Source organism: Massilia brevitalea (assembly GCF_030711405.1).
GTDB lineage: Bacteria > Pseudomonadota > Gammaproteobacteria > Burkholderiales > Burkholderiaceae_D > Telluria > Telluria brevitalea.
This window is the reverse complement of sequence record NZ_JAULSI010000004.1, coordinates 191280-213732: the sequence shown is the minus strand read 5'-3', so window position 1 is coordinate 213732 and position 22453 is coordinate 191280. Positions and strand designations below refer to the sequence as shown.

Here is a 22453-nt window from a genome sequence, read left to right as displayed (position 1 = left end):
ACTATCAATTCGCGGTTTTCAGCTCTCCATCGTGCACACGCGCCAGACGCAGCGGATTGTCGTCGCGCAGCGCCTGCGGCAGCAAGGCGTCGGGCAGGTTCTGGTAGCACACCGGGCGCAGGAAACGGTCGATGGCGGTGGCGCCGACCGAGGTCGTGCGGCTGTCGCTGGTGGCCGGGAACGGGCCGCCATGCACCATCGCATGCGACACCTCGACGCCGGTCGGGAAGCCGTTGAACAGCACGCGCCCCGCCTTGCGCTCCAGGATCGGCAGCAGCTGCGCGGCCAGCGGATAGTCGGCTTCCTGCACGTGCACGGTGGCCGTTAGCTGGCCATGCAGCTGTTCGGCCGCCGCCAGCATCTGCTCGTTGCTGTCGAAGCGCACCACCAGCGCGCAAGGGCCGAAGACCTCGTCCTGCAGCTCCGGATTGGCCAGGAAGTCGCCGGCCACGCATTCGTACAGCGCCGCCTGGGCCGCGCAGCCGATGCCTTCCGTGGAACCTTGCGCCACCAGGCGCAGGCCGGCGCTACCCGTCAGGCGCGCGGTGCCGCTGCCATAGGCGTCGTGGATGCCGGCGGTGAGCATGGTGCCGGCGCCCTTGCCTGCCAATGCTTCCCTGGCGGACGCCATGAAGGCGTCCAGCGCCGGGCCGTCGACCGCGAATACCAGGCCGGGGTTGGTGCAGAACTGACCGACGCCCAGTGTCAGCGAATCGACGAAGCCCTGGGCCAGGCCGGCGGTGTTTTCCAGCGCGGCGGGCAGCAGGAACACCGGGTTCACGCTGCTCATCTCGGCATACACCGGGATCGGTTCCGCACGCGCCGCAGCGGTGCGCATCAGCGCGGTGCCGCCGGCGCGCGAGCCGGTGAAGCCGACCGCCTTGATCGCCGGGTGCGCCACCAGTTGCTGGCCGATGGTGCGGCCATCGCCGAACAGCATCGAGAACACGCCTTCCGGCATGCCGGTGTCGAGCGCGGCGCGCTGCACGGCGCGGCCGACCAGTTCCGAGGTGCCGAGGTGGGCGCCGTGCGCCTTCACCACCACCGGGCAGCCTGCAGCCAGTGCCGATGCGGTATCGCCGCCCGCCACCGAGAACGCCAGCGGGAAGTTACTCGCGCCGAAGACGGCGACCGGGCCGAGGCCGATCTTCGCCAGGCGCAGGCTCGGGCGCGGCGGAGCGCGGTCCGGCAGCGCGCTGTCGATCGTCGCGCCGAGGAAGTGGCCGTCGCGGACGACTTTGGCGAACAGGCGCAGCTGGTTCACGGTGCGCATGCGCTCGCCCTCCAGGCGCGCGGCAGGCAGGCCGGTTTCCAGGCCGGCGCGTTCGATCAGCTCCGGGCCGATGGCCAGGATCTGCTCCGCCACCGCTTCCAGGAAGCGCGCGCGCTGCTCCAACGGCAGGTTGCGGTAAGGGTCGAAGGCTGCGGCGGCCAGTTGGCAGGCGCGCTCCACGTCTTCGCCAGTGGCCTGGCCGAAGCCGGGTGCGAACTCGGCGCGCGTGGCCGGGTTGTAGGCCAGCTGCTCGCCGCCGCTGCCGCGCACCAGCGCGCGGCCAATGATCATGTCGCCAGTGATCGCCATGGCTTACAGGGTCTTTTGCTGCTTGTTGATCAGGGCCAGCAGCATCTCGTCTTCCGCCGCGGTCAGGTCGGTCAGCGGAGCACGCACCGGGCCGGCGCCATGGCCGACCAGGCGTGCGCCGGCCTTGATGATGCTGACGGCGTAGCCGGCCTTGCGGTTGCGGATCTCCAGGTAAGGCAGGAAGAATTCGTCGAGCAGGCGGTTGGTGGTGGCGGTGTCGCCGGCGGCGGTGGCGTGGTAGAAGTCCATCGCCAGTTGCGGCACGAAGTTGAACACGGCCGACGAGTACACCGGGGTACCCAGGGCCTTATAGGCGCCGGCATACACTTCCGCGGTCGGCAGGCCGCCCAGGTAGCTGAAGCGGTCGCCCATGCGGCGCCAGATCGCGACCATCAGTTCGATGTCGCCGATGCCGTCCTTGAAGCCGATCAGGTTCGGGTTGCGCTCGGCCAGCTTGGCCAGCGAGTCGGGGCTCAGGCGGCACTGGGCGCGGTTGTAGACCACCACGCCGATGTCCACCGAGCGGCACACCGCTTCCACGTGGGCGACCAGGCCGTCCTGGCTGGCTTCGGTCAGGTAGTGCGGCAGCAGCAGCAGGCCTTGCGCGCCCTGGCGTTCGGCTTCCTGTGCATGGGCGATGGCCTGGCGGGTCGGGCCGCCGACGCCGGCCAGGATGGCCACGTTCGTGTTGGCGCAGGTGTCGACCGCGGTCTTGACGATCTGGCCGTACTCTTCGCCGGCCAGCGAGAAGTATTCGCCGGTGCCGCCGGCGGCGAACAGCGCGGTGGCGCCGTAAGGGGCCAGCCACTCGAGGCGCTTGGCGTAGCCGGCCGCGTTGAAATCGCCGTTGGCGTCGAAGTCGGTGATCGGGAAGGACAGCAGGCCGTGCGACAAGACTTTCTGTAATTCGAGTGGGTGCATTGCGGGTCTCCAGGACTGGTTATAAATGACAGGTAGGGGCATAAGTAGAAACGCCTACCGCGTCAGGTTGTAAGTCATCGTACAACTGAAAGGATGGCCTCGCAAGCAAAAGTTTCGATTTTTTAATTGATTTGTGATTCCAGGCGGCGCTGTGCCTGTACCAGCCGTTCACGGCTGTTCGACAAATGGGTGCGCATCGCGGCGCGTGCCGCTTCCGGGTCGCGCCGTTCGATGGCGCGGTAGATATCGTCGTGCTCGCGGCTGACGCGCTCGAGGAAATCGGCCGGCTTGTCCTGCTCCAGCTCGGCCGTATTCAGGCGCGCACGCGGGATGATGGTATTGCCCAGCTGGCCCAGGATATCGACGAAATAGCGGTTGCCGGTGCTCTGCGCAATCAGCAGGTGGAAGCGCTTGTCGGCCTCCACCGCCGAGCGGCCGACCGCCATCGCATCCTGCATCTCGGCCAGCGCCGCGCCCAGCTCCCCTACCTGCTCGTCGCTGCGGCGCACGGCGGCCAGGCCGGCGGTTTCGCTCTCCACCGCGATGCGCAGTTCGAGGATGGCGAGCACGTCGCGCAGGGTCAGGATGCGCTCGGCGTCGAAGCCCAGCCCGGCCTGCGGCGGCTCGAGCACGAAGGTGCCGATACCGTGCTTCGTCTGCACCAGGCCCGATGCCTGCAGATGCGAGATCGCCTCGCGCACCACGGTGCGGCTGACGCCGTGATGCGACATCAGCGAAGACTCGGTCGGCAGCTTTTCGCCCGGCTTGAGCAGGCCCTGGCGGATGCTGCTGCCGATGTGTTCGACCACGCCCTGGGCGAGGTTGCGGGGCTTGCGCTGGGCAGGAATCATGAGATGGAGGTAGATAAATAGGTCCGCTGATTATATCGCATGACAAGTCGTCTGACATCTTATGACAAGATGTCTTGATTGCGCGGCAAGGCCGACGCTGCGCGATCGCTCGCGGCCTGACCGCTTGATAAATTGGTCAGGCCAAAATAGAATCGTGCAAACTTCAGGAGTCTGCCGATGTCACGTTTCGCCCGCTTCGCACCCTTTGTCTTCGCGGCAGCCGCCGGCGCCAGCCATGCAGCCGCCCTGCCCGACCGCGTGATTCTGGTCGGCGACTCCACCATGGCCAGCACCACCGGCTATGGCGACGCCCTGTGCGCGCGCTTCACGCCGGAGACGGCCTGCGTCAACATGGCGCGTGGCGGACGCAGCTCGGGCAGCTTCCGCGCCGAGGGCCGCTGGGACGAAGTGCAAGCCCTGCTGCGCGACGGCGCCGGCTTTCGCACCACCTATGTACTGATCCAGTTCGGCCACAATGACCAGCCGGGCAAGCCGGGCCGCTCGACCGACTTCGCCACCGAATTCCCGGCCAACATGACGCGCTACGTGAGCGAGGCGCGCGCGCTCGGCGGCACGCCGGTGCTGGTCACGCCGCTGACCCGGCGCAGCTTCAAGGCCGGCTACGTGCACAACGACCTGGCGCCCTGGGCCGGCACGGTGCGCAGCATCGCCGGGGCCACGCACACGCCGCTGGTCGACCTGAATGCGCTGTCGCTGGCCGCGGTCCAGGCCATGGGGCCGAAGGAGGCCGACAAGCTCGCGCGCACGGGCGCCAACTTCGACTATACCCACGTCGGCCCGCTCGGCGCCGAGCGCTTTGCCCAGATCATGGCGCAGGAACTGGCGCGCCAGGTGCCGGCCCTGGCTCCCACCTTGCGGAGTGCGCCTTGAACGCGCGCGTCGCGGCATTGGCGCTCGCCGCCACCGTTTCGTCGTTCGCTTCCGCTTCCGCCAGCGCCGCCGCCACGCCAGGCGCGCAGGCCGAACGCCAGCACGCACCGCCCGACGGCTGGGCTGCGCAGGAAGGCGGCACACGCGGCGGCGCCCTGGCCGATCCTGCCCACGTGTACACGGTGCGCGATCGCGCCGGGTTGGTCGCCGCGCTGGAAGCGCCTGCGCCGGCCCGCATCGTGCGCGTGGCTGCCAGCATCGACATGAGCGAAGGCCGCGCCTTTATCAGCAGCGACGACCAGACCCGGCGCGGCACCGTGCGCATCCCGCCGAATACCACCCTGGTCGGCGTGGCCCCAGGCGCCGGCTTCGTCAACGGCAGCCTGGCGGTGGCGAATGTGTCGCAGGTCGTGATCCGCAACCTGGCCATCCGCAACCCCTGCGACGTCGGCCCGCGCTGGGACCCAAACGATGGCGCCAAAGGCAACTGGAACTCGCTGTTCGACGGCATCACCGTCGCCGGCTCGCACCATGTGTGGATCGACCATAACAGCTTTACCGATGCGCCGGACACCGACGACAGGCAGCCAGTGGAGAACGGCATGCGCAAGCAGTGCCACGACGGCGCGCTCGACATCACGCAGGGCTCGGACTTCGTCAGTGTTACCTACAACCGATTCGCCCTGCACGAAAAGAACATGCTGATCGGCGCCGGCGACCGGGCCAGTGGCGACGCCGGACACCTGCGCGTGACCCTGAAGGGCAATCTGTTCGAACACGTGGCCGAGCGCGCGCCGCGTGTGCGCTACGGCCAGGTCCACCTGCTGAACAATTATTACGTGGGCGACCGCAAGCACCCTGTCTACCACCACGGCTACAGCATCGGCGCAGCCCACGCGTCGCGCATCGTGTCCGATGCGAACGTGTTCGACATCGCCGGCGCCGAGCGGTGCAGCCAGGTCGTGCACGACCCGGCGTCCAGCCCGGGCATTTTCACCGACAAGGGCTCGCTGCTGAACGGCCGGCCGCTGCTCGACTGCCCATTCGGCGGCGATCCCGGATGGCGCGTGCCGTATGCCTTTACCACCCTGCCGGCACGCGAGGTGGCGCGCCATGTACAGGCGCAGGCCGGACCGCGCAAGCTGGAGGAAGCTGCGAGCAGCTTCGTCGAGGCGCGCCTGGTGCCGGCCGAAGGCGCACCGTTTGTGCTGCGCGCGCGCCAGAGCGGCGCCGACTGGCAAGGCGCCAGCCTGCGCCTGCTCGATGGCGGCAAGGTATTGCAGGTCGAGTTGCTGGCCGCGCGCGGCGGCGCCGTCGAACGCCTGAAACAGATACGCCGCCGCGCCCCGCCTGCCGGCGCGCCGCTGGTGCTGCGCTTCGGCGCCGGCGATGGACAGCTGGCCGCGTTCGTGAACGGCGAACGCGTCACCAGCGCGCTCGCAGCCGCCCTGTCCGCCACACAGGCGCCCGCTGCAGACGCCGGACCGCACACGCTGCTCGGCCTGCGTTCGGGCGGGGACGGCGCGCCAGCAGGCGTGAGCGTGCAGCTGGGCGACGACCGCTTGCTGCTGCAGGCCGGCGATGCGCCCGAACCGGTGCGCGTCGGCGCGACCTCGGCCTTTGCGGCGCAGGCCGCAGATCCGCACATCGCCTCGGTCGAGGTGCGTGACGGCGCCCTGCGCGTAACGCCGCATGCGCAGGGGCGTACCAGTGTCACCGTTACCAGCGTCGACGATCTCTGGGTGCACACGGTATTCGGTGTGGAGGTCGGCGCGCCCTTCGCCGCACCAGCTTCGTCCGCGCTACCTGCAGGTTCAAGTGCGTCGCCTGCACAGAACGAACGCGGCGTGCCGCCCGACACGCCCCTGCGCCTCGCGTTTGCGCAGGCGCCCCAGCTCACCGGCCAGGGCAGCGTGCGCATCTACCGCAGCCGCGACCGCCTTCTCGTGGCCACGATTCGCCCTGGCGAAACCGTGGCTGCCATCGGTCCGCCGCCGCGCCAGCGCCTGGTGCGCCAGCACCAGATCACCGTGCAGGACAATGAGCTGCGCGTGCGCCTGCCGCAACTGCTCGACTACGATACCAAGTACGAGGCCGTGGTCGACAGCCAACTGCTGCGGGCCGGCAGCTTCCCGGGTGCGCGCTGGTCCTTCCGTACGGCGCGCTATAAGCCGGTGGGCGACAGCATCACGGTCGACGACAACGGCCGCGCCGACTTCCGCACCGTGCAGGGTGCGCTCGACTACGCCATGGGCCTGCCACGCGAGCAGGCGCTGACGGTGAACGTGCGTGACGGCGTGTACCCGGAATTGCTCTACCTGCGCGACAAGGACAAGCTCAGTCTGCGCGGGGCCAGCCGCGAAGCGACCATCATCCGCGCCGCCAACAGCGACACGCGCAACCCTGGCTCGGGCACCGGCCAGCTGCCGGGCGCGCCGGGCGTGCTGGGTGGGCGCGCGCTGTTCCTGGCCCAGGACAGCGACCTGCTCGAGATCCGCGACATCGCCCTGCATAACACCACGCTGCGCAGCGACGGCCACTCGGCCCAGGCCGAAACCCTGTTCTTCAGCAGCGATGCTGGCCGGCTGGCGGTGCGCAATGCCCACTTCATCAGCGAGCAGGACACCCTGCAGCTGACCGGCTATGCGTGGTTCTACCGGTCGCTCGTCGAAGGCAACGTCGATTTCATCTGGGGGAACAACCGGGCCGCGCTGTTCGAGGAGAGCGAACTGCGCACGGTGGGCGACAGCGCGAATCCGGACAGCGGCGGCTATCTGGTGCAGGCGCGCACCGTGGGGCCAGACGAGCCGGGCTTCATTTTCCTGCGCTCGCGCCTGACGCGCGGGCCGGGACCGGCGGGGAACATGCCGCCGCCTGGGGCGACCTATCTGGCGCGCTCGCCGGGTACGGCGAATACCTGGGACAACGTCGCCTTTATCGAATGCAAGGTCGGGCCGCACATGGCGGCGGATGCCTGGCTGCGCAAGCCGGTGCCGAATCCGGCGCAGGGTGGCTGGCGCGAGTATGGGAACAAGATGGAGGATGGGCAGTCGCGCAGCTTTGGCGGTGCGCAGCTGAGCCGGGAAGAAGCGGCGCGCCTGTCGAGCCGGGCTGAAGTGTTCAAAGGGCGCAACTGGAATCCGCAGCCCTAGTCCGCGCGATCTTGAGCGGACCATTTGCATGTGCAGTATCGTAGGGTGGGTACTTGTACCCACCTGGCGGTACCATCGCACCGTCACCCCTTGCACGAGGCACGAGTTGACCGAGGTGAATCGGTGGGTACAAGTACCCACCCTACCGCGTGGACACCCCTGTGCACGCTGCCTTACCCCTTGCCAACCACGCGACCGATCGACCGCGGCAGCGCGCGATATCCAGGTATCCATCCTCCTGCAAGACGCTTGACACTATCGTTTACAGGTGTAATCATCACTCCAAGATTACAACTGTAAATGGTGCTGTCATGTCGAATCCCCCTTCAACCGATCCTGTAGCGAACATCAGCGACGCCGAGTCGCACGTGATGGAAGTCCTCTGGCGCGCGCCGGGGCCGATCGTGGCCGAGCAGGTCGTGGTCGCCCTGTCCGAGAGCCAGCACTGGCAGAGCGCCACCGTCAAGACCCTGCTGAACCGCCTGCTCAAGAAAGGCGCCATCGCGGCGCAAAAGGATGGGCGGCGCTTCCTGTACCACGCGGTGCTGCCGCGCGAAGCCTGGCTGGCGCGCGAGAGCGAGAGCCTGGTGCAGCGCCTGTTCGGCGGACGCATCGCGCCGCTGGTCGCCCACTTCGGCAGCCAGCGCAAGCTGTCGCAGGCCGATTTGCAGGAGCTGCGCCAGCTGATCGACACACTCGACGACGGCCAGCGTGATGGGAAGTGATCTGATCTCACCGCTCCTGCGCGTGGCGCTGATCACGTCCACCGCGGTCGCGCTGCTGCTCCTCGTGCGCAAACCCTTACTGCGCCAGTTCGGCGCCGCGCTGGCCTACGCCGCCTGGCTGATCGTGCCGCTGGTCGCCGCGGCCGCGCTGCTGCCAGCTTACGCACGCCCGCAACTCTTGTTTGTGCAGGCGCCGTATGCGGTCCAGGCCCTGGTCCAGCAAGCCGCGCCGGCCGCCTTGCCCGCTCAGGCCGACTATCTGGCGGTCGTGTGGGCCGCCGGCACGCTGGTCTCGCTGCTTTGGCTGATCGTCGCTCACCACGCCTTCCTGCGCCGCGCCGGACCGTTGACGCGCAAAGGAAACGTTTATGTCAGCGCCGCCGCCGTGGGTCCTGCTTCGATGGGCCTGCTGCGTCCGAGGATCGTTGTACCGCACGACTTCGCCGAGCGCTACACGCCAGCCGAGCAGGCCCTGGTCATCGCGCACGAGCAGGTCCATATCGCGCGCCGCGACGCCATCGCGAACCTGGCCGCTGCGCTGTTCGGGTGCCTGTTCTGGTTCAATCCGCTGGTCCACCTGGGTGTGCGCGCCATGCGCCAGGACCAGGAACTGGCCTGCGATGCCGCGGTCGCGCGGCGCCATTCCCGGCAACGGCGAATCTATGCCGAGGCCCTGCTCAAGTCCCACACCGGCCCGTTACACGTCGGCGCCGGCATCCACTGCCACTGGCAATCGCCCCACCCAACCAAGGAGCGCATCATGCAATTGCAGCACACCACGCCTGGAAAAGTTCGCCGCAGCGCCGGCCGCATCGTCCTTGCCCTGCTGGCCGCAGGGACCTTCGGCGCCACGCTGAGCGTGCACGCAGGGCAGGCGCAGGCGGCGGGCAGGTATTCGATCGCCCTGTTCGTCAAGGCCGGCAGCAATACGGAGGCGCCGTTCCGGATCGAGGCGGATGCGTTTGGCAAGCGCGATGACGAATTCGCCGTTCCGCGCGTGGTGGCCGAGACAGGCAAGCCGTTCAGCGTGGCGTCGGAAGGCTGGCGCGCCGAAGTCACGGTACGTCCGGGAACTGCGAAGAACGACGTCTGGCTGGCGACCCGGCTGTTCAGGAACAAGGAACTGGTCGCGACGCCGACGCTGCTGGCCCGCCACGGCGAACAGGCGACCGTCAAGGTCGGCGAAGGCGCCAACGCGTTTACGCTGGCGATGACGGTCACGCCACAGCCTTGAACGACCGCGCGCGGCGCACGTATTTGGTTGGTCCACTTGCAACATTGACCGTACCAAACTAAGATTCGCTAGTTTGGCAACGGCCACACATAATCCAGGACGAACCATCGATGAAGAAAACCGCCGCGCCGAACGAAACGGGCGCCAATGAGCCACGGCTCTACCGTGTCGTATCGAGCAAGATCGAGGAGCTGATCAGTGCCGAGAACATCCGGCCCGGCGAGCGCCTGCCGGCCGAACGCGAGCTGGCTACCAAGCTCGGCGTCAGCCGCACCTCGCTGCGCGAAGCCCTGATCGCGCTGGAACTGGGCGGCACCGTCGAGGTGCGCGGCGGCTCCGGCGTGTACGTCAGCGAGCAGGCCAAGCCCCAGGCCGAGGTGCCGACCGCCGGCCCCGGCCCCTTCGAGGTGCTGGCCGCGCGCCGCCTGATCGAGGTCGAGGTGGCGGCGATGGCGGCCAAGCACGCCAGCGACGCCAACATCGATGCCATCCTCGTCGCCGTGATGGCGATGGAGCAGCACCACGAAGACCGCAGCGGCAACGAATCGGCCGACCGCGACTTCCACCTGGCGATCGCCCGCGCCACCGGCAACAGCGCGATGGTCGGCGTGATCGAATACCTGTGGAGCCAGCGCGGCTCGCTCTGGCACAAGCTGAAGGAACACTTCCAGACCGAGGAACTGCGCCAGCAGACCCTGATCGACCACCGCAATATCTTTGCCGCCATCGCCTCGCACGACGTCGCCGGCGCCCGCACCGCGATGCGCGCCCACCTCGACCGCGTGACCCGCACCTTCTCGCGCGGCTGAACGCCCCGCGCCGTAGCACCCAGCCAGACCGCAGCCGCCTGGCGCTATCGCCTCCTCCCTGCCGGCTCCGCATGCCGGGCACATGGCCACGCTTGACGTAGCCGGGTGCAAACGCGCGCATCTGTATGGACCAAAAAATAACTGGTTCATCCAGATTGCTAAAGTGGTCAGACCAAAGTAGAATCGTTCGCATACCAATCTCGGCCTGGTGTGCTGCCGTGCATTGGAGCGGTCCTTACGCGCGAACCCGGGAAACACCGGGACGCACTCGACGATAACAAGCAGGAGACATGCAGTGAAACACCAGAACAATCTCATCGAACCGCGCTTCCTTCTGTCGGCAGTCGCCCTCGCGGTGCTCACCCTGGCCAATGGCGCCTTTGCGCAGGACGCGCCGATGCAGCGCGTGGAAGTCACGGGTTCCTCGATCAAGCGCCTCGCCAGCGAAAACGCCCTGCCCCTCACCACCATCAAGTCGGAAGACCTGGTCAACCGCGGCCTGACCACGATGTCGGAAGTGGCCGTGGCCCTGACGGTGGCCACCACCAATGAACCGGTGGGCGGCGGCGGCAGCGGCACCATGATCAACATGCGCGGCCTGAACACCAACCGCACCCTGGTGCTGCTGAACGGCCGCCGCCTGGCCAACGAGGCGCTGGGCGCCAGCTCGGTGAACGTCGACGTGATCCCGATGGCCGCCATCGACCGCGTGGAAGTGCTGCGCGACGGCGCCTCGGCCCTGTACGGCACCGATGCGATTGCCGGCGTGGTCAACTTCATCACCAAGAAGTCGGTCAACGGCGTGACCGTCAGCGCCAACGGCGTCAAGCCGGAAGCCTCGGGCGGCGGCTCGCAGAAGCGCCTGGCCATCGTGGCCGGCAAGGGCAGCCTGGCCGACGACGGCTGGAACATCTACACCGCCTTCGACATCCAGCGCCGCGATTCGCTGCTGCAGCGCGACCGCCCGAACATCACCGATCCGGACAAGCTGCTGTCCCTGGGCGGCACGCCGTTCACCTCGAACACCTCGGGCGGCTCGGCCTCGCCGGCCAACTTCACCATCTACCGCAACGGGCGCTCGGCCAACATCACCGGCAACCCCTACTTCGCAGCCGGCTGCGTGTCGCCGTTCTCCGTGCAGACCACGGTGCCGTCGACCCGCACCAATGCGAATGGCGGCAAGACCTGCATCACCGACCCGGCCTATTATCCCGAGCTGCTGCCGGAAGCCCAGCAGGCCACCCTGTACACCAAGGGCAGCCTGGCCCACGGCGAGGGCAAGGTGCTGACGGTGGAACTGCAGCTGGCCAAGTCCTACATCGACGCCTCCGACGCGCCGCAACCCTTTGGCGCGAACACCGACTACGACCGCCTGACCGCCTCGCGCCAGCCGCTGATGATGACCAGGGCCAGCAAGTGGTACCCGGGCGGCAGCGGCGGCGTGCCGGCCGTGGCCGGCCTGAACGGCGAAGACCTGGCCCTGACCTGGAGCCTGGACGAACTCGGCGCCGTGACCAACCACGACGAGCAGCTGAACCACCGCGTGGTCGTGGCCGACGAAGGCATGGTCGCCGGCTGGGACTACCGCGCCGGCGTCTCGTACGCCTACAGCCAGCGCAACATCGGCTTCAAGGACAATTTTGTCCGCACGCCGGGCCTGTACGCCGGCGTGGCGAACGGCACCCTGAACCCCTTCGGCCCGCAGGATGCGACCGGCCTGGCCTACCTGGAAAGCATCTCGGCCGACGGCCAGGACTACCGCAAGGCCGACGTGCGCTACTACGGCGGCGACGTGAATTTCTCGCGCACCCTGATGGACCTGAAGGGCGGCGCGCTCGGCCTGGCCGTGGGCGCCGACTGGCACCGCGAAACCTTCGAGGAAAGCGTGAACATGCTGGCCAACGAGGTCACCTATAAAGTGTCGGGAACGCCGGGCGCCAACCCGAGCGGTTCGCGCCGCGTGGCCGGCATGTATGCCGAACTCGATGCGCCGGTGACCAAGGAACTGAACCTGAACGTGGCGATTCGCGGCGACCATTTCAGCGACTTCGGCTCGACCTTCAACCCGAAGGCGAGCTTCCGCTACCAGCCGATGAAAGAGGTCATGCTGCGCGGTACCGTCAGCCGCGGCTTCCGCGCGCCGACCCTGCCGGAACTGTACGGCACCCCGCGCCAGCTGGTGCCATCAAGCGCGAACTGGGACGATCCGCTGCTCTGCCCGAGCGCCACGCCCGGCGTGCCCGGCACCGGCACGCTCACCACCGACCCGCGCTTCGCCAGCCTGAACCTCGATGCCACCCGCGTCTGCAACACGCGCCTGACCACGCTGACCGGCGCCAATCCCGACCTGGAGCCGGAGAAAGCCAAGACCATCACCGTCGGCCTGGTGGTGGAACCGTTCAAGAACTTCGTGGCCAGCGTCGACTTCTGGAAGATCGACATGAAGGGCACCATCGCCCAGATTTCGGAAGACACGATCTTCGGCAACGTCGACCAGTACAACGACCTGTTCGTGCGTAACCCGGACGGCACCCTGCAGTACATCACCAAGACGCGCCTGAACATGGGCGGCCTGCGTACCCAGGGTATCGACCTGAACCTGAGCTACGTGTATCCGACCTCGAACTGGGGCCGCTTCGGCGCCTCGCTGGACGGCACCTTCACCGACAAGTACGAAGGCCAGAACGAAGTCGGCGGCGCCTGGAACGACAGCGTCGGCAAGAACGGCGCGCTGTCGACCGCCGCCACCTCGGCCAACACCTACATCTTCAAGTGGAAGCACCAGGCGCGCGTGAACTGGTCCTACGGCCCCTTCTTCGCCCAGCTGACGCAGCAGTACGCATCGAGCTACGAAGACACCAACGCCCTCGCCACCCAGAAACCGGGCCAGCCGTTCTACAACGTGATCGACCCGTACCGCGTGTACAACCTGTCGACTAGCTGGAAGTTCAGCCCGAACGTCAAGGTCGGCTTCGGCGTGAACAACCTGTTCGACGAAGATCCGCCGCTGTCGAACCAGCGCCTGAGCTCGCGCGTGGTGTTCGCACGTAACGTGGCCAAGCCGATCGGCCGCGTCTACACCCTGCGCGCGGACTACACCTTCTAAGCGGCGCCGTTCGTGGAGAACAAGGTCATGCAGGCTGTTCGCTTGCGTGACCTTGTTCGTTTTATCTCCTTCACGCAGGCAGCCACCCAATGAACAAGCATTTCCTCGTATTCTCGCTGGCGGCCGTGCTGGCCGGGCCGGCAGCCGCGGCGCCGGTGCAGCTGCGCCAGGCGGCGCCGCCGGATGGCTGGGCCGCCATGGACGGCGGCACACGGGGCGGCGCAGATGCCGCCGCCATTCTCACCGTCACGGATGCAGCCGGACTGCGCCGCGCGCTCGATCCTGCCCTGCCCGGCAGCCGCATCATCCAGGTCCAGGGCGTGATCGACATGAGCGAAGGCCGCGCTTTTGCCAGCACGGCCGACCAGGCGCGGCGCGGCGAAGTGCGCGTTCCCTCGCATACGACGCTGGTGGGCATCGGTGCGGATGCCGGCTTCGTCAACGCGCACCTGATGGTGTCGCGGGTATCGCAGGTCATCATCCGCAACCTGAACCTGAGCAACCCCTGCGACGTGGCGCCGAAATGGGTGCCCGACGATGGCCCCGAAGGCGGCTGGAATGCCGAGTTCGACGCCATTTCCATCGTCGGCGCCCGGCACGTCTGGGTCGACCACAACAGCTTTACGGACGCACCGGCGACCGACGACACGCTGCCGGTCGAACACGGCAAGCTCAGGCAATGCCACGACGGCGCGCTGGACATCCGCGACGCCAGCGACTACGTCACCGTCTCGTACAACCACTTCGCCCTGCATGCCAAGACCATGCTGGTCGGCGCCAGCGACAAGGCGAGCGGCGATGCCGGCCATCTGCGCATCACCATCAGCAACAACCTGTTCGAGCACGTCGCCAGCCGCGCGCCGCGCGTGCGTTTCGGCCAGGTCCACCTTTTCAATAACTACCATGTGGGCGACCGCAAGCATCCGGTCTACCGCCATGGCTACAGCGTGGGCGTGGCCAAGGCGGCGCGCATCGTGTCGCACGCGAACGCCTACGAGATCCTTGGCGCGCGCGACTGCAAGCATGCGATCGGCGTGTTTGCATCGGAGACGGATGCTGGCGCCTTTCTCGACCAGGGTTCGCTGCTGAACGGTGCACCGCTCGGCGCCTGCAGCGCCATCGGCGACCCGGCCTGGACCGTGCCCTATGCCTTTGCGCCGCTTCCGGCGGCCGCCGTGCCTGCCCACGTGCGGGCCAACGCCGGCGCCGGGAAACCGGCCGCGAACTGATACCCCGACATACAATGGAGACGCCATGACCAACACCATTATCAATCCGCAGCGCCGCTCGCTGCTGCGCGCCGCATCGGCCTCCCTCGCCGGTCTCACCGTCGGCGCGCCGGCCCTCGCCGCTTCGAAACAGGCCAGCGCCATCGAGGAAGCCTGGGGCCGCGCCCAGGGCATCGTCGACTCGTTCAGCAAACCACTGGTCTTCCCGAAGCGCGACTTCGTCATCACGTCGTATGGTGCGGCGCCGTGCAAGACGATCATGGTCAGCGGCTACATCGCCCACCATGAAATTGGCCAGGTCAGCACGCCGGCGCCCGGCGCCCCGGACTGCTATGCGGCGATTGCAGCCGCGATTGCCGCCTGCAGCGCCGCCGGCGGTGGACGCGTACTGGTCCCGGCCGGCAGCTGGCTGGTGAAGGGGCCGATCGTATTGAAGTCGAACGTCAACGTGCACCTGGCCAAGGGCGCGCACGTCTACTTCAGCAACGACCCCGACGACTTCGCCAAGTACGGCGACTACGACTGCGGCGCCGCCGGCAAGCTGGTGATCTCGCGCTGGCAGAGCAACGATTGCCTGAACTATTCGCCGATGGTCTACGCCTATGGCCAGACCAACATCGCCCTCACCGGCGAGGACTGGACCAGCATCATCGACGGCCAGGGCGGCGTGCCGCAGGCGAACGGCGACGCCTGGTGGGACTGGAAAGGCAAGCGCAAGCCCGGCCCGAACCAGCAGCAGGCGCAGAACCTGGTCAATCCGAAGAATCCGAAGTCGATCCGCGAAGTGGCGCCTCAATTGAATGACGCCCAGGTCGCGCTCATGGAGGGCAAGGACGACAAGTGGCGCACCGACGAAGCCTATCTGCCGACGCTGTCGGAAGCCGGCGTGCCAGCGGCGAAGCGCATCTTCGGGCGCGGGCACTGGCTGCGTCCGTGCATGGTCGAATTCATCGGCTGCTCGAACGTGCTGCTGCAGGGTTACCAGCTGAACCAGTCGCCGTTCTGGCAGCATCATCCGGTCAACTGCAGCAAGCTCGAGATCCGCAAGGTGCTGATGGAAAGCCTGGGGCCGAACAGCGACGGCTTCGACCCGGAAGCCTGCAATACCGTGCTGGTGGACGGCTGCACCTTCAACAGTGGCGACGACTGCATCGCCATCAAGGCCGGCAAGAACCTCGATACCCAGTTCGGGCCGACACAGAACGTGGTGATCCAGAACTGCATCATGAACAGCGGCCATGGCGGCGTGACCCTGGGCAGCGAGATGTCGGGCGGGATCCAGCACGTGTATGCGCAGAACATCGAGTTCCGCAACGCGCACTGGGCCACCGACCCGCTCAATACCGCGATCCGCATGAAGACCAACATGAACCGCGGCGGTTTCCTGCGCCACTTCTACGTGCGCAACGTGACCATGCCGAACGGCGTCTCGCTCAAACCGCTGGTGTACAAGCCGCTGCCCGGTTCGCCGATTCCGCCGAATGCGGTGGGCTCGTCGGCCGGTGCGGTGGTGACCATCGACTGCGATTACGCGCCGACCGCCGACAACGTGCGCACCCGGCCGCCGATCGTCGAGAACATCCATATCTCGGGGGTGAAGGTGGGGAATGTGGAAACGAAGGATGGCCCGCGTTCGTGCTACCAGGCGCTGTTGCTGCTGGGGCCGGTCGCCTTTGACTACAACGGCGACAAGCCGGCGGAGATTTTACCGATCCGCGACGTCACGATCACCGATTGCGATTTCGGCACGCCAGTGAACGCGGCGCAGCCGTGGTTCCTGTATAACGTGCGCAATGTGAAGCTGACCAATGTGACGATAGCGGGGAAGGTGCACAACACGACGCTGTCGGCGTAATCCGGAAATCGGCTTAAAAAAAAGCCCGCTCACCTGACGGTGGCGGGCTTTTTTACGACTGATGCAATCGTCTGCTCAGGCGTGGTGTTTGCTTAGCGCTGGGTTTTAGTGCTGGGTTTTAGTGCTGGTAAGCGCCGATGTCGTAGCCGGTCGACGCGTTACGCGCCTTGCCGTCGATGTCGGTCGGCAGTGCGTAGGTCGCGATACCGCGGCCGATCACCGGCGAGCTCGCGCTCGGCTTGAAGTTCGGCATGGCGGCGGTGCGCGAGTAACCGGCCAGCAGCGGGTCCGACGAAATCGTGCCGGTGTGCTTCAGGCCATTGCGCAGCTGCCAATCGTAGGTGGTGTTCTTGAACACCAGGTTGTTCTTGTACGAGTTGGCGGCGCCGGTCTTGCCCTGCTCCGAGATGCCGTACTTGTTGTCATAGACGATGTTGTTGTACACGGCAACGTTGTTGGCGCCGGCACTCGTGAAGTAGAAGTCACCACCGCCGACAATGATGCCGAACACCGACGAGCTCACCGTGTTGTTGGTGATCTGGACATTCGTTGCATCGTGCCAGAGGTGGATCGCAGCGGAACCTACGCGATAGACCACGTTGTTCTTGATCGTGCCCGAGGTGCTGACGTAGATACCCTGCACGTAGGTGCAGCCCGCCGGGCCGATATCATGGACGACGTTGCCGACCACGTCGGTCATCACGCCCTTGTAGTAGCTGTCGACGCCGATCGCCGAGCCGCCCGCGCTGTTGCAAGGAATGGTGGTGGCAGTGTGGTGGACGTGGTTGCCTTCGATGACGTTGTAGGAACCGCCGGTGTAGATGCCCAGGGTCCACTTGGTGCCGCTGCGCACGTTCGAGCCGTCGACTTCGAAGCCGATGATGCTGACGTAGTTGCCGCGGTTATCCCAGGCGTTCTTGTTGGTCGAGTTTGCAGGAGGAACAATCTTTGCGCCCCACTTGGTGGTTGACACCCAGTAGATACGGGCGGCTGCGGTGCCGTTGGCGGTGGTCTTGAAGCCGCCGTCGTAGGTGCCCGGCGCAACGAAGACGGTGGTGCCGGCCTTGGTCACGGCCTTGGCGGCGCGGGCCAGGGTCTTGAACGGGGCTGCCTTGGTGCCGGCGGCGGTGTCGGAACCGGTCGGCGAGACATAGTAGTTGTTGGCAGTCGTCGGGGTGGTGGCGTTGCTGGCGGTGTTGACCGTCAGGTTCGACGAAGCATCATAGCCGGAGAGCGCGAAGCTGGTCGGGGCGGCGTGGGCGGAAGCGGAGAATGCGAACACGACGGCGGTAGCGACAGCGTTCAGGGCGATGGTGGCTTGCTTTTTCATGCGAGAAGTTCCTAACGTCAAAGGTGAAAATCGAAGCGAGTAAATCGCGAATACGTAACCTTTGAGGGGAGGAAACTTCCTTAGTTCAACTTTTCTTCAAATAAATTTTCTCGGGGTATCAAAGGCTTATCACAGTTTCAGACCGGGAAACTGAACAAGAGAAGCAGGGGAAGTGTTAAATCTGACCAGCGTCGGAAGCTGTAGACGCAGCCTTGCGTTGCACCACCATGAACAGATGCTTGTGAGGTAGCTGGTCGAATTCGAGATGCCGGCACACGCAGCCGCCCTCGTTTACCGCGTCGAGCAGGCCTGGTATCCCGAGCGTGCTGTAATAGACCGGCGGTCCCATCGTCGAGTCGATATGGGCATCGGCCGCATCCAGTCCGCCTGCGCTGAATATGAACACGCCTCCGGGCTGCAGCGCGACCATGAGCTTGAGCATCAACGGCCGTTGCTGTTCCAGGCCGACGTGCCAGATACTGTCCCAGGCCGATATGAACTGGTAGCGGCGCTCGGGCTGCCAGCTGCAGAAATCCGCATGATGCAGGATGGCGTCCGGGTCGGCCTGTGCCGCCAATGCGATCATGCGCGCGGAAATATCGACGCCTTCGATGCGCAAGCCCTGCGCGCGCAGGGGAGCATTCAAGCGCGTGCTGCACCCGCAACCGACGTTCAAGGCCCAGCCATCGGCGGCGGGCGCGAGGAAGGCCAGGGCCTGCTCGTGCTGGCGCACACCGTTGTCGGGACTGAAGCAGCCATCCAGCCAGCGCTCCGCAATCGCATCGTAGGCCGAAGCGATGGCGTTGTTATCAGGCGCCATGGGTAGCGCCATATTGAAGGTGCGGTTCTGGTTTCACCGGCAAAGGCTGAGGCCGTGTCCAGATGGCAGACTTGACCCCCGTTGTTTTATTGCACGTCGAGCAGTTCGACTTCGAACACCAGGGTGGCATTCGGCGGGATCGGGCCTGCGCCGCCTTCGCCGTAGCCCATGCTGGCCGGGACGATCAGGGTGCGCTTGCCGCCGACTTTCATGCCGGGCACGCCTTCGTCCCAGCCGGTGATGACCTGGCCGCCGCCGACGTTGAAGCTGAAGGGGGAACGGCCGACCGAGGAATCGAACTGCACGCCACGCTGCTGCGGAGCGTTCGGCTCGTACAGCCAGCCGGTGTAGTTGACGACCGCGGTAGCGCCCTTGATGGCTTCCTTGCCGGTGCCGGCGACGGTGTCGATTTTCTGGAAAGCGACGGCGGGAGCGGGAGCGGCAGCCTCGGTGGAGGCAGGCGTCTCGGCGCGCTTGCAGCCGGCCAGCGCCAGGGTGAGGGTCGCGCCGATGACGCAGCAGGAAAGCAGTTTGTTCAATGTATTCTCTCGTAAAGGATGCCCGTACCGGGCGCCGGAGCAGCATACATGGCAGTCGATCATGTGACAACCGTGCACGCTCAGGGCGTGATCCGGACGTAGTCGATGTCGGCCCAGGCGCCAGGCGCGCCGGTGGCGAACATGCCGACCTGCGCGCCGACCCAGCGCCCCATGGCCGCGTCGAACGGCAAGCCGAGGCGGGTGTAGCGCAGGCCGTCGGCACTGTACGAGAACGCCACCATGGCGCCATGCGTCACGTGCATGCGCAGGTGGGCCGCGCCCTGCGGCAGCGCCTCGCCCAGCTCCTCGGTACACGCGCCGTCCGCGCCGCAACGCACGCTCACCATGCGTGCCTGGCCGTCGACGCGGCGCATGCCGAACCAGCTGCTCGACAAGCCCATCACCCCGAGGCCGACCGCATCCCCATCGCGCGTTGCGTGCAGGTCAGCAGCAAGCGTGACCGTGAACGCCGGCGCCGGGAATTTCTGGGTCAGCACCGATGCCAGGCCGCGCACCGGCGCCTCGGGTTGGGCAAACAGGCGCAGGTGGCCGCGACGGGCGTCGAGCGCATACCAGCCAGGCCGTGGGTTGGCGGCCCACTGCCATTGCGGACCGAGGACCGGGCCACCGAATTCGTCGCTCGCCGCCGGCACGCGCTGCGGGAAGCTGCCTGCCACCGGCTTGACATGTTCCCACACCGGCTGGCCGACGCCGGGCGTGGCCGACGGTTCGCCGATCAGCGGCCAGCCGTCCTGCCAGCGCATCGGCTGCAGGTGCACCACGCGGCCATAGGCGCGCCGGTCCTGGAAATGGAAGAACCAGTCGCTGTCCTGCGCCGTGCGCACCCAGGCGCCCTGGTGCGGGCCGTTGATGCCGGTGTCGCCCTGGGCCATCACGATGCGCGCTTCGTACGGCCCCTCGATGCGGCGCGCACGGAACACCGATTGCCAGCCATGCTCGACACCGCCCGCCGGCGCGAACACGTAGTACCAGCCTGCGTGCTGGTACAGCTTCGGTCCTTCCAGCGTGCGGTAGCCGGGCAAGGCATTGCCGTCGATGACGATCTGGCCTTCCTGGTCGAGCAGGCTGCGGCCGTCCGGCGCCATGCGGCGCAGCGTCAGCACGTTGTTGATGCCGGCGCGGCTCTTGGCCCAGGCGTGGATCAGCCAGGCCTTGCCGTCGTCGTCCCACAGCGGCGCCGGGTCGATGATGCCCTTGCCCGGCAACAGCAGGTGCGGCGTGGTCCAGGGCCCGGCGAAGCTGGTGGCGGTGGTGACGTACACGCCCTGGTCCGGATCGGGATAGAAGATCCAGAAGCGGCCGTCGTGGTGGCGCAGGCTCGGCGCCCACACGCCCTTGCCATGCTGGGGCGTGGGGAAAGTCGCTTCCGGCACCAGCCGTGGCAGGGCATGGCCCTTCAGCTCCCAGTTGACCATGTCCTTCGATGCCAGCAGCGGCAGGCCCGGCGCATTGGCGAAGCTCGAGGACACCATGTAATAGGTGTCGCCGACGCGGATCACGTCCGGGTCCGAATAGTCGGCGTGCAGGATGGGATTGCGGTAGCGGCCGTCGCCCAGGTCCGGCGACCATGGTGCACGCGCCGGCATCGGGCCCAGCACGCGCTCGAAAAAGGCGCTCATCGCGTCCACCGTCGGCGCCAGCCAGGGATCGAACAGCCAGAACGAATGCGGTGTGCCGGGCAGCGCCACGGTATCGGTGACAACGCCATGCCGCGCAAGCTTGTCGATCATCGCCTCGCGACCCACTGAGAACCGCGGCACGCCGCTGACGATGAACAGGGTTGGCGGGCTGCCCTTGCCGGCATGGGTGATGGGAGACGCGTCGCGCCACAGCGCTGGCATCTCCGCATAGCGCCCACCGAACCAGGCGCCGGCCGCCGACGGCTTCTTGGCCGGGTCGTCTTCATGGCGCAGCGCTTCCGGCGAGGTGAAGTCGGACAGGCCGTCGATGTTCACCACGGCGCGCACCGCATCGAGGCTGGTCATCCCGACCAGTGCCGCGATCTGCCCGCCGGCCGAGCCGCCGGCGATGGCCACACGCGCCGGATCGACGCCGAAGCTGCCGGCATGCGTGCGCAGCCAGCGCAGCGCTTCCTTCACGTCGTCGATGGCGGCCGGATAAAGGGCCTGCCCGGACAGGCGATAGCTGACCGTGGCCGCCGCATAGCCGCGTGCCGCCAGCCGTGCGGCCAGCGGCGCCATCTCGGTGCGGTCGCCGTTGCCCCAGCCGCCGCCGTGTACCAGCAGCACCAGCGGCGCCGGCTTCCCGGTAGGGCCGGGTGAGTAGAGGTCGAGTCCCAGCGCCAGCGCGCCGCGCCGGGCGTAGACCAGGTCCTTGCGCACCTGGACCGGCGCCGGCGCTTCAAGGCTGGCGATGCGAATGAAAGGATAGTCGCGCACCAGCGTGCGGTAGGTGGTCTCGGCGTTATAGGGCGTTTGGGCGGAGACGGACGCCGCGGCCAGGGCCAGCAGCAGGCCACTTGCAACGCCACGAACAAGACTGCGCAGGCGCCTCACAGCGCCGAGCCCCGGAACACGCAGCGCCGCTCAAGCACCGCGCCCGGCGCGAGTACCGTCAGGCCAGGATAGCCCGGCAGGTTGTGCGCATTTACCGGATGGTCGACCGGCTCGAAGCAGAAGAAGTCGCGCCCGGGCGGCACGTACAGGATGAAGTAATCCATGTCGGCCTGCACCTGCAGCGAGACGCCGCGCCGCGGCCAGGCGATGCGCGCCGCGCCGTTCCAGCCCTCGAAGGCGTGGTCGACGCCGTCCCAGGGCAGCGAACGCAGGCGCTCGAAGCGCCAGTAGTCGGGGATCGGCTCACGGCCCAGGGGCAGCTTGTCGGAGCCGGACCGCCACACGCCGGTGGCGCCGGCCTGCAGGAAGGCGCCCTGCGGATCGGGCATCCACGGGTGCAAGCCGATCCCGAACGGCAGGGCAACCGCTCCCGCATTGCGCACCGCCAGCTCGACGATCAGCGACTCGCCGGCCAGCGTATAGCGCAAGGTGACGCTGTACGAAAACGGCCGGGCGTCGGTGCGGTCGAGCGTGAGTGTCAGCGCGGAGCCGTCATGCGCCGCCAGCGTCCAGGCCTGCTGCCAGCCATCGCCATGGATCGGGCACGGTTCCCCTGCCCGGTTCGGCGCCGGCACGTGGCGCACGCCCTCGAACTCGAAGCCTGAAGGGGCCATGCGGTTCGACCACGGCAGCAAAGGGAAACAGGCCAACTGGCCCGGCAGCGGCGTGCCCGCAAAGTCATCCGGTAGTGCGCGCAGCAGCGGCACCGGCCCAGCGCCGCCGAGCCAGTCCAGCCGCGCCAGGCCGCCACCGATGTCGGGAACGACCTGCGCCAGCAGGCGGTCGTTCTGCAGCGTGAGCCGATGCAGCAT

At 67.1% G+C, this 22453-nt stretch carries 16 protein-coding genes; 8 read left to right on the top strand and 8 right to left on the bottom strand.

The window, feature by feature from the left end; translation table 11 throughout:
- Nucleotides 1–4: 4 nt before the first annotated feature.
- From QWL29_RS03975 to QWL29_RS03965, 3 genes are all read right to left on the bottom strand, one after another.
- Nucleotides 5–1582, bottom strand: coding sequence for an aldehyde dehydrogenase (NADP(+)) (locus QWL29_RS03975; RefSeq protein WP_305821592.1), 1578 nt, complete (start codon nucleotides 1580–1582; stop codon nucleotides 5–7).
- A 3-nt stretch (nucleotides 1583–1585) separates the two neighbouring features.
- Nucleotides 1586–2503: a 5-dehydro-4-deoxyglucarate dehydratase gene (kdgD, locus tag QWL29_RS03970; RefSeq protein WP_305821591.1), complete on the bottom strand. Its 918-nt coding sequence runs from the start codon at nucleotides 2501–2503 to the stop codon at nucleotides 1586–1588.
- 122 nt (nucleotides 2504–2625) lie between these two features.
- Nucleotides 2626–3354: a FadR/GntR family transcriptional regulator gene (locus tag QWL29_RS03965; RefSeq protein ID WP_305821590.1), complete on the bottom strand. Its 729-nt coding sequence runs from the start codon at nucleotides 3352–3354 to the stop codon at nucleotides 2626–2628.
- A 177-nt stretch (nucleotides 3355–3531) separates the two neighbouring features.
- On the opposite strand from QWL29_RS03965, the gene QWL29_RS03960 reads away from it, so the two are divergent.
- The 8 genes from QWL29_RS03960 (at nucleotide 3532) to QWL29_RS03925 (ending at nucleotide 16355) form a co-directional block, all read left to right on the top strand.
- The gene (locus tag QWL29_RS03960) at nucleotides 3532–4245 is read left to right on the top strand and encodes a rhamnogalacturonan acetylesterase (RefSeq protein WP_305821589.1); all 714 of its coding nucleotides are present in this window, start codon (nucleotides 3532–3534) and stop codon (nucleotides 4243–4245) included.
- On the top strand, nucleotides 4242–7397 hold the full coding sequence (locus tag QWL29_RS03955) for a pectinesterase family protein (RefSeq protein ID WP_305821588.1): 3156 nt from the start codon (nucleotides 4242–4244) through the stop codon (nucleotides 7395–7397). The genes QWL29_RS03960 and QWL29_RS03955 overlap by 4 nt, the downstream gene beginning before the upstream one ends.
- Nucleotides 7398–7708: 311 nt before the next feature.
- On the top strand, nucleotides 7709–8122 hold the full coding sequence (locus QWL29_RS03950) for a BlaI/MecI/CopY family transcriptional regulator (protein ID WP_305821587.1): 414 nt from the start codon (nucleotides 7709–7711) through the stop codon (nucleotides 8120–8122).
- Entirely contained in the window at nucleotides 8112–9356 is a 1245-nt protein-coding gene (locus tag QWL29_RS03945) for a M56 family metallopeptidase (protein ID WP_305821601.1), read from the top strand. The genes QWL29_RS03950 and QWL29_RS03945 overlap by 11 nt, the downstream gene beginning before the upstream one ends.
- 110 nt (nucleotides 9357–9466) lie before the next feature.
- The gene (locus tag QWL29_RS03940; RefSeq protein ID WP_305821586.1) at nucleotides 9467–10165 is read left to right on the top strand and encodes a FadR/GntR family transcriptional regulator; all 699 of its coding nucleotides are present in this window, start codon (nucleotides 9467–9469) and stop codon (nucleotides 10163–10165) included.
- Between the two features lie 295 nt (nucleotides 10166–10460).
- The gene (locus QWL29_RS03935) at nucleotides 10461–13271 is read left to right on the top strand and encodes a TonB-dependent receptor plug domain-containing protein (protein WP_305821585.1); all 2811 of its coding nucleotides are present in this window, start codon (nucleotides 10461–10463) and stop codon (nucleotides 13269–13271) included.
- Nucleotides 13272–13360: 89 nt separating this feature from the next.
- A complete protein-coding gene (locus QWL29_RS03930) occupies nucleotides 13361–14500 on the top strand; it encodes a pectate lyase family protein (protein ID WP_305821584.1) in 1140 nt (379 codons plus the stop codon).
- A 25-nt stretch (nucleotides 14501–14525) separates the two neighbouring features.
- Nucleotides 14526–16355 (top strand): glycoside hydrolase family 28 protein, encoded by a 1830-nt coding sequence (locus QWL29_RS03925; RefSeq protein ID WP_305821583.1) that lies wholly within the window; start codon nucleotides 14526–14528, stop codon nucleotides 16353–16355.
- Nucleotides 16356–16473: 118 nt separating this feature from the next.
- Here the strand turns inward: QWL29_RS03925 and QWL29_RS03920 are convergent, their stop codons facing one another.
- The 5 genes from QWL29_RS03920 to QWL29_RS03900 form a co-directional block, all read right to left on the bottom strand.
- On the bottom strand, nucleotides 16474–17685 hold the full coding sequence (locus QWL29_RS03920; protein ID WP_305821582.1) for a right-handed parallel beta-helix repeat-containing protein: 1212 nt from the start codon (nucleotides 17683–17685) through the stop codon (nucleotides 16474–16476).
- A gap of 175 nt (nucleotides 17686–17860) precedes the next feature.
- Nucleotides 17861–18505: a class I SAM-dependent DNA methyltransferase gene (locus QWL29_RS03915; RefSeq protein ID WP_305821581.1), complete on the bottom strand. Its 645-nt coding sequence runs from the start codon at nucleotides 18503–18505 to the stop codon at nucleotides 17861–17863.
- Nucleotides 18506–18591: 86 nt separating this feature from the next.
- Nucleotides 18592–19044, bottom strand: coding sequence for an FKBP-type peptidyl-prolyl cis-trans isomerase (locus tag QWL29_RS03910; RefSeq protein ID WP_305821580.1), 453 nt, complete (start codon nucleotides 19042–19044; stop codon nucleotides 18592–18594).
- An 80-nt stretch (nucleotides 19045–19124) separates the two neighbouring features.
- Entirely contained in the window at nucleotides 19125–21581 is a 2457-nt protein-coding gene (locus tag QWL29_RS03905) for a family 43 glycosylhydrolase (protein ID WP_305821579.1), read from the bottom strand.
- The gene (locus tag QWL29_RS03900) at nucleotides 21578–22453 is read right to left on the bottom strand and encodes an aldose 1-epimerase (RefSeq protein WP_305821578.1); all 876 of its coding nucleotides are present in this window, start codon (nucleotides 22451–22453) and stop codon (nucleotides 21578–21580) included. Before QWL29_RS03900 ends, QWL29_RS03905 begins: the two co-directional genes overlap by 4 nt.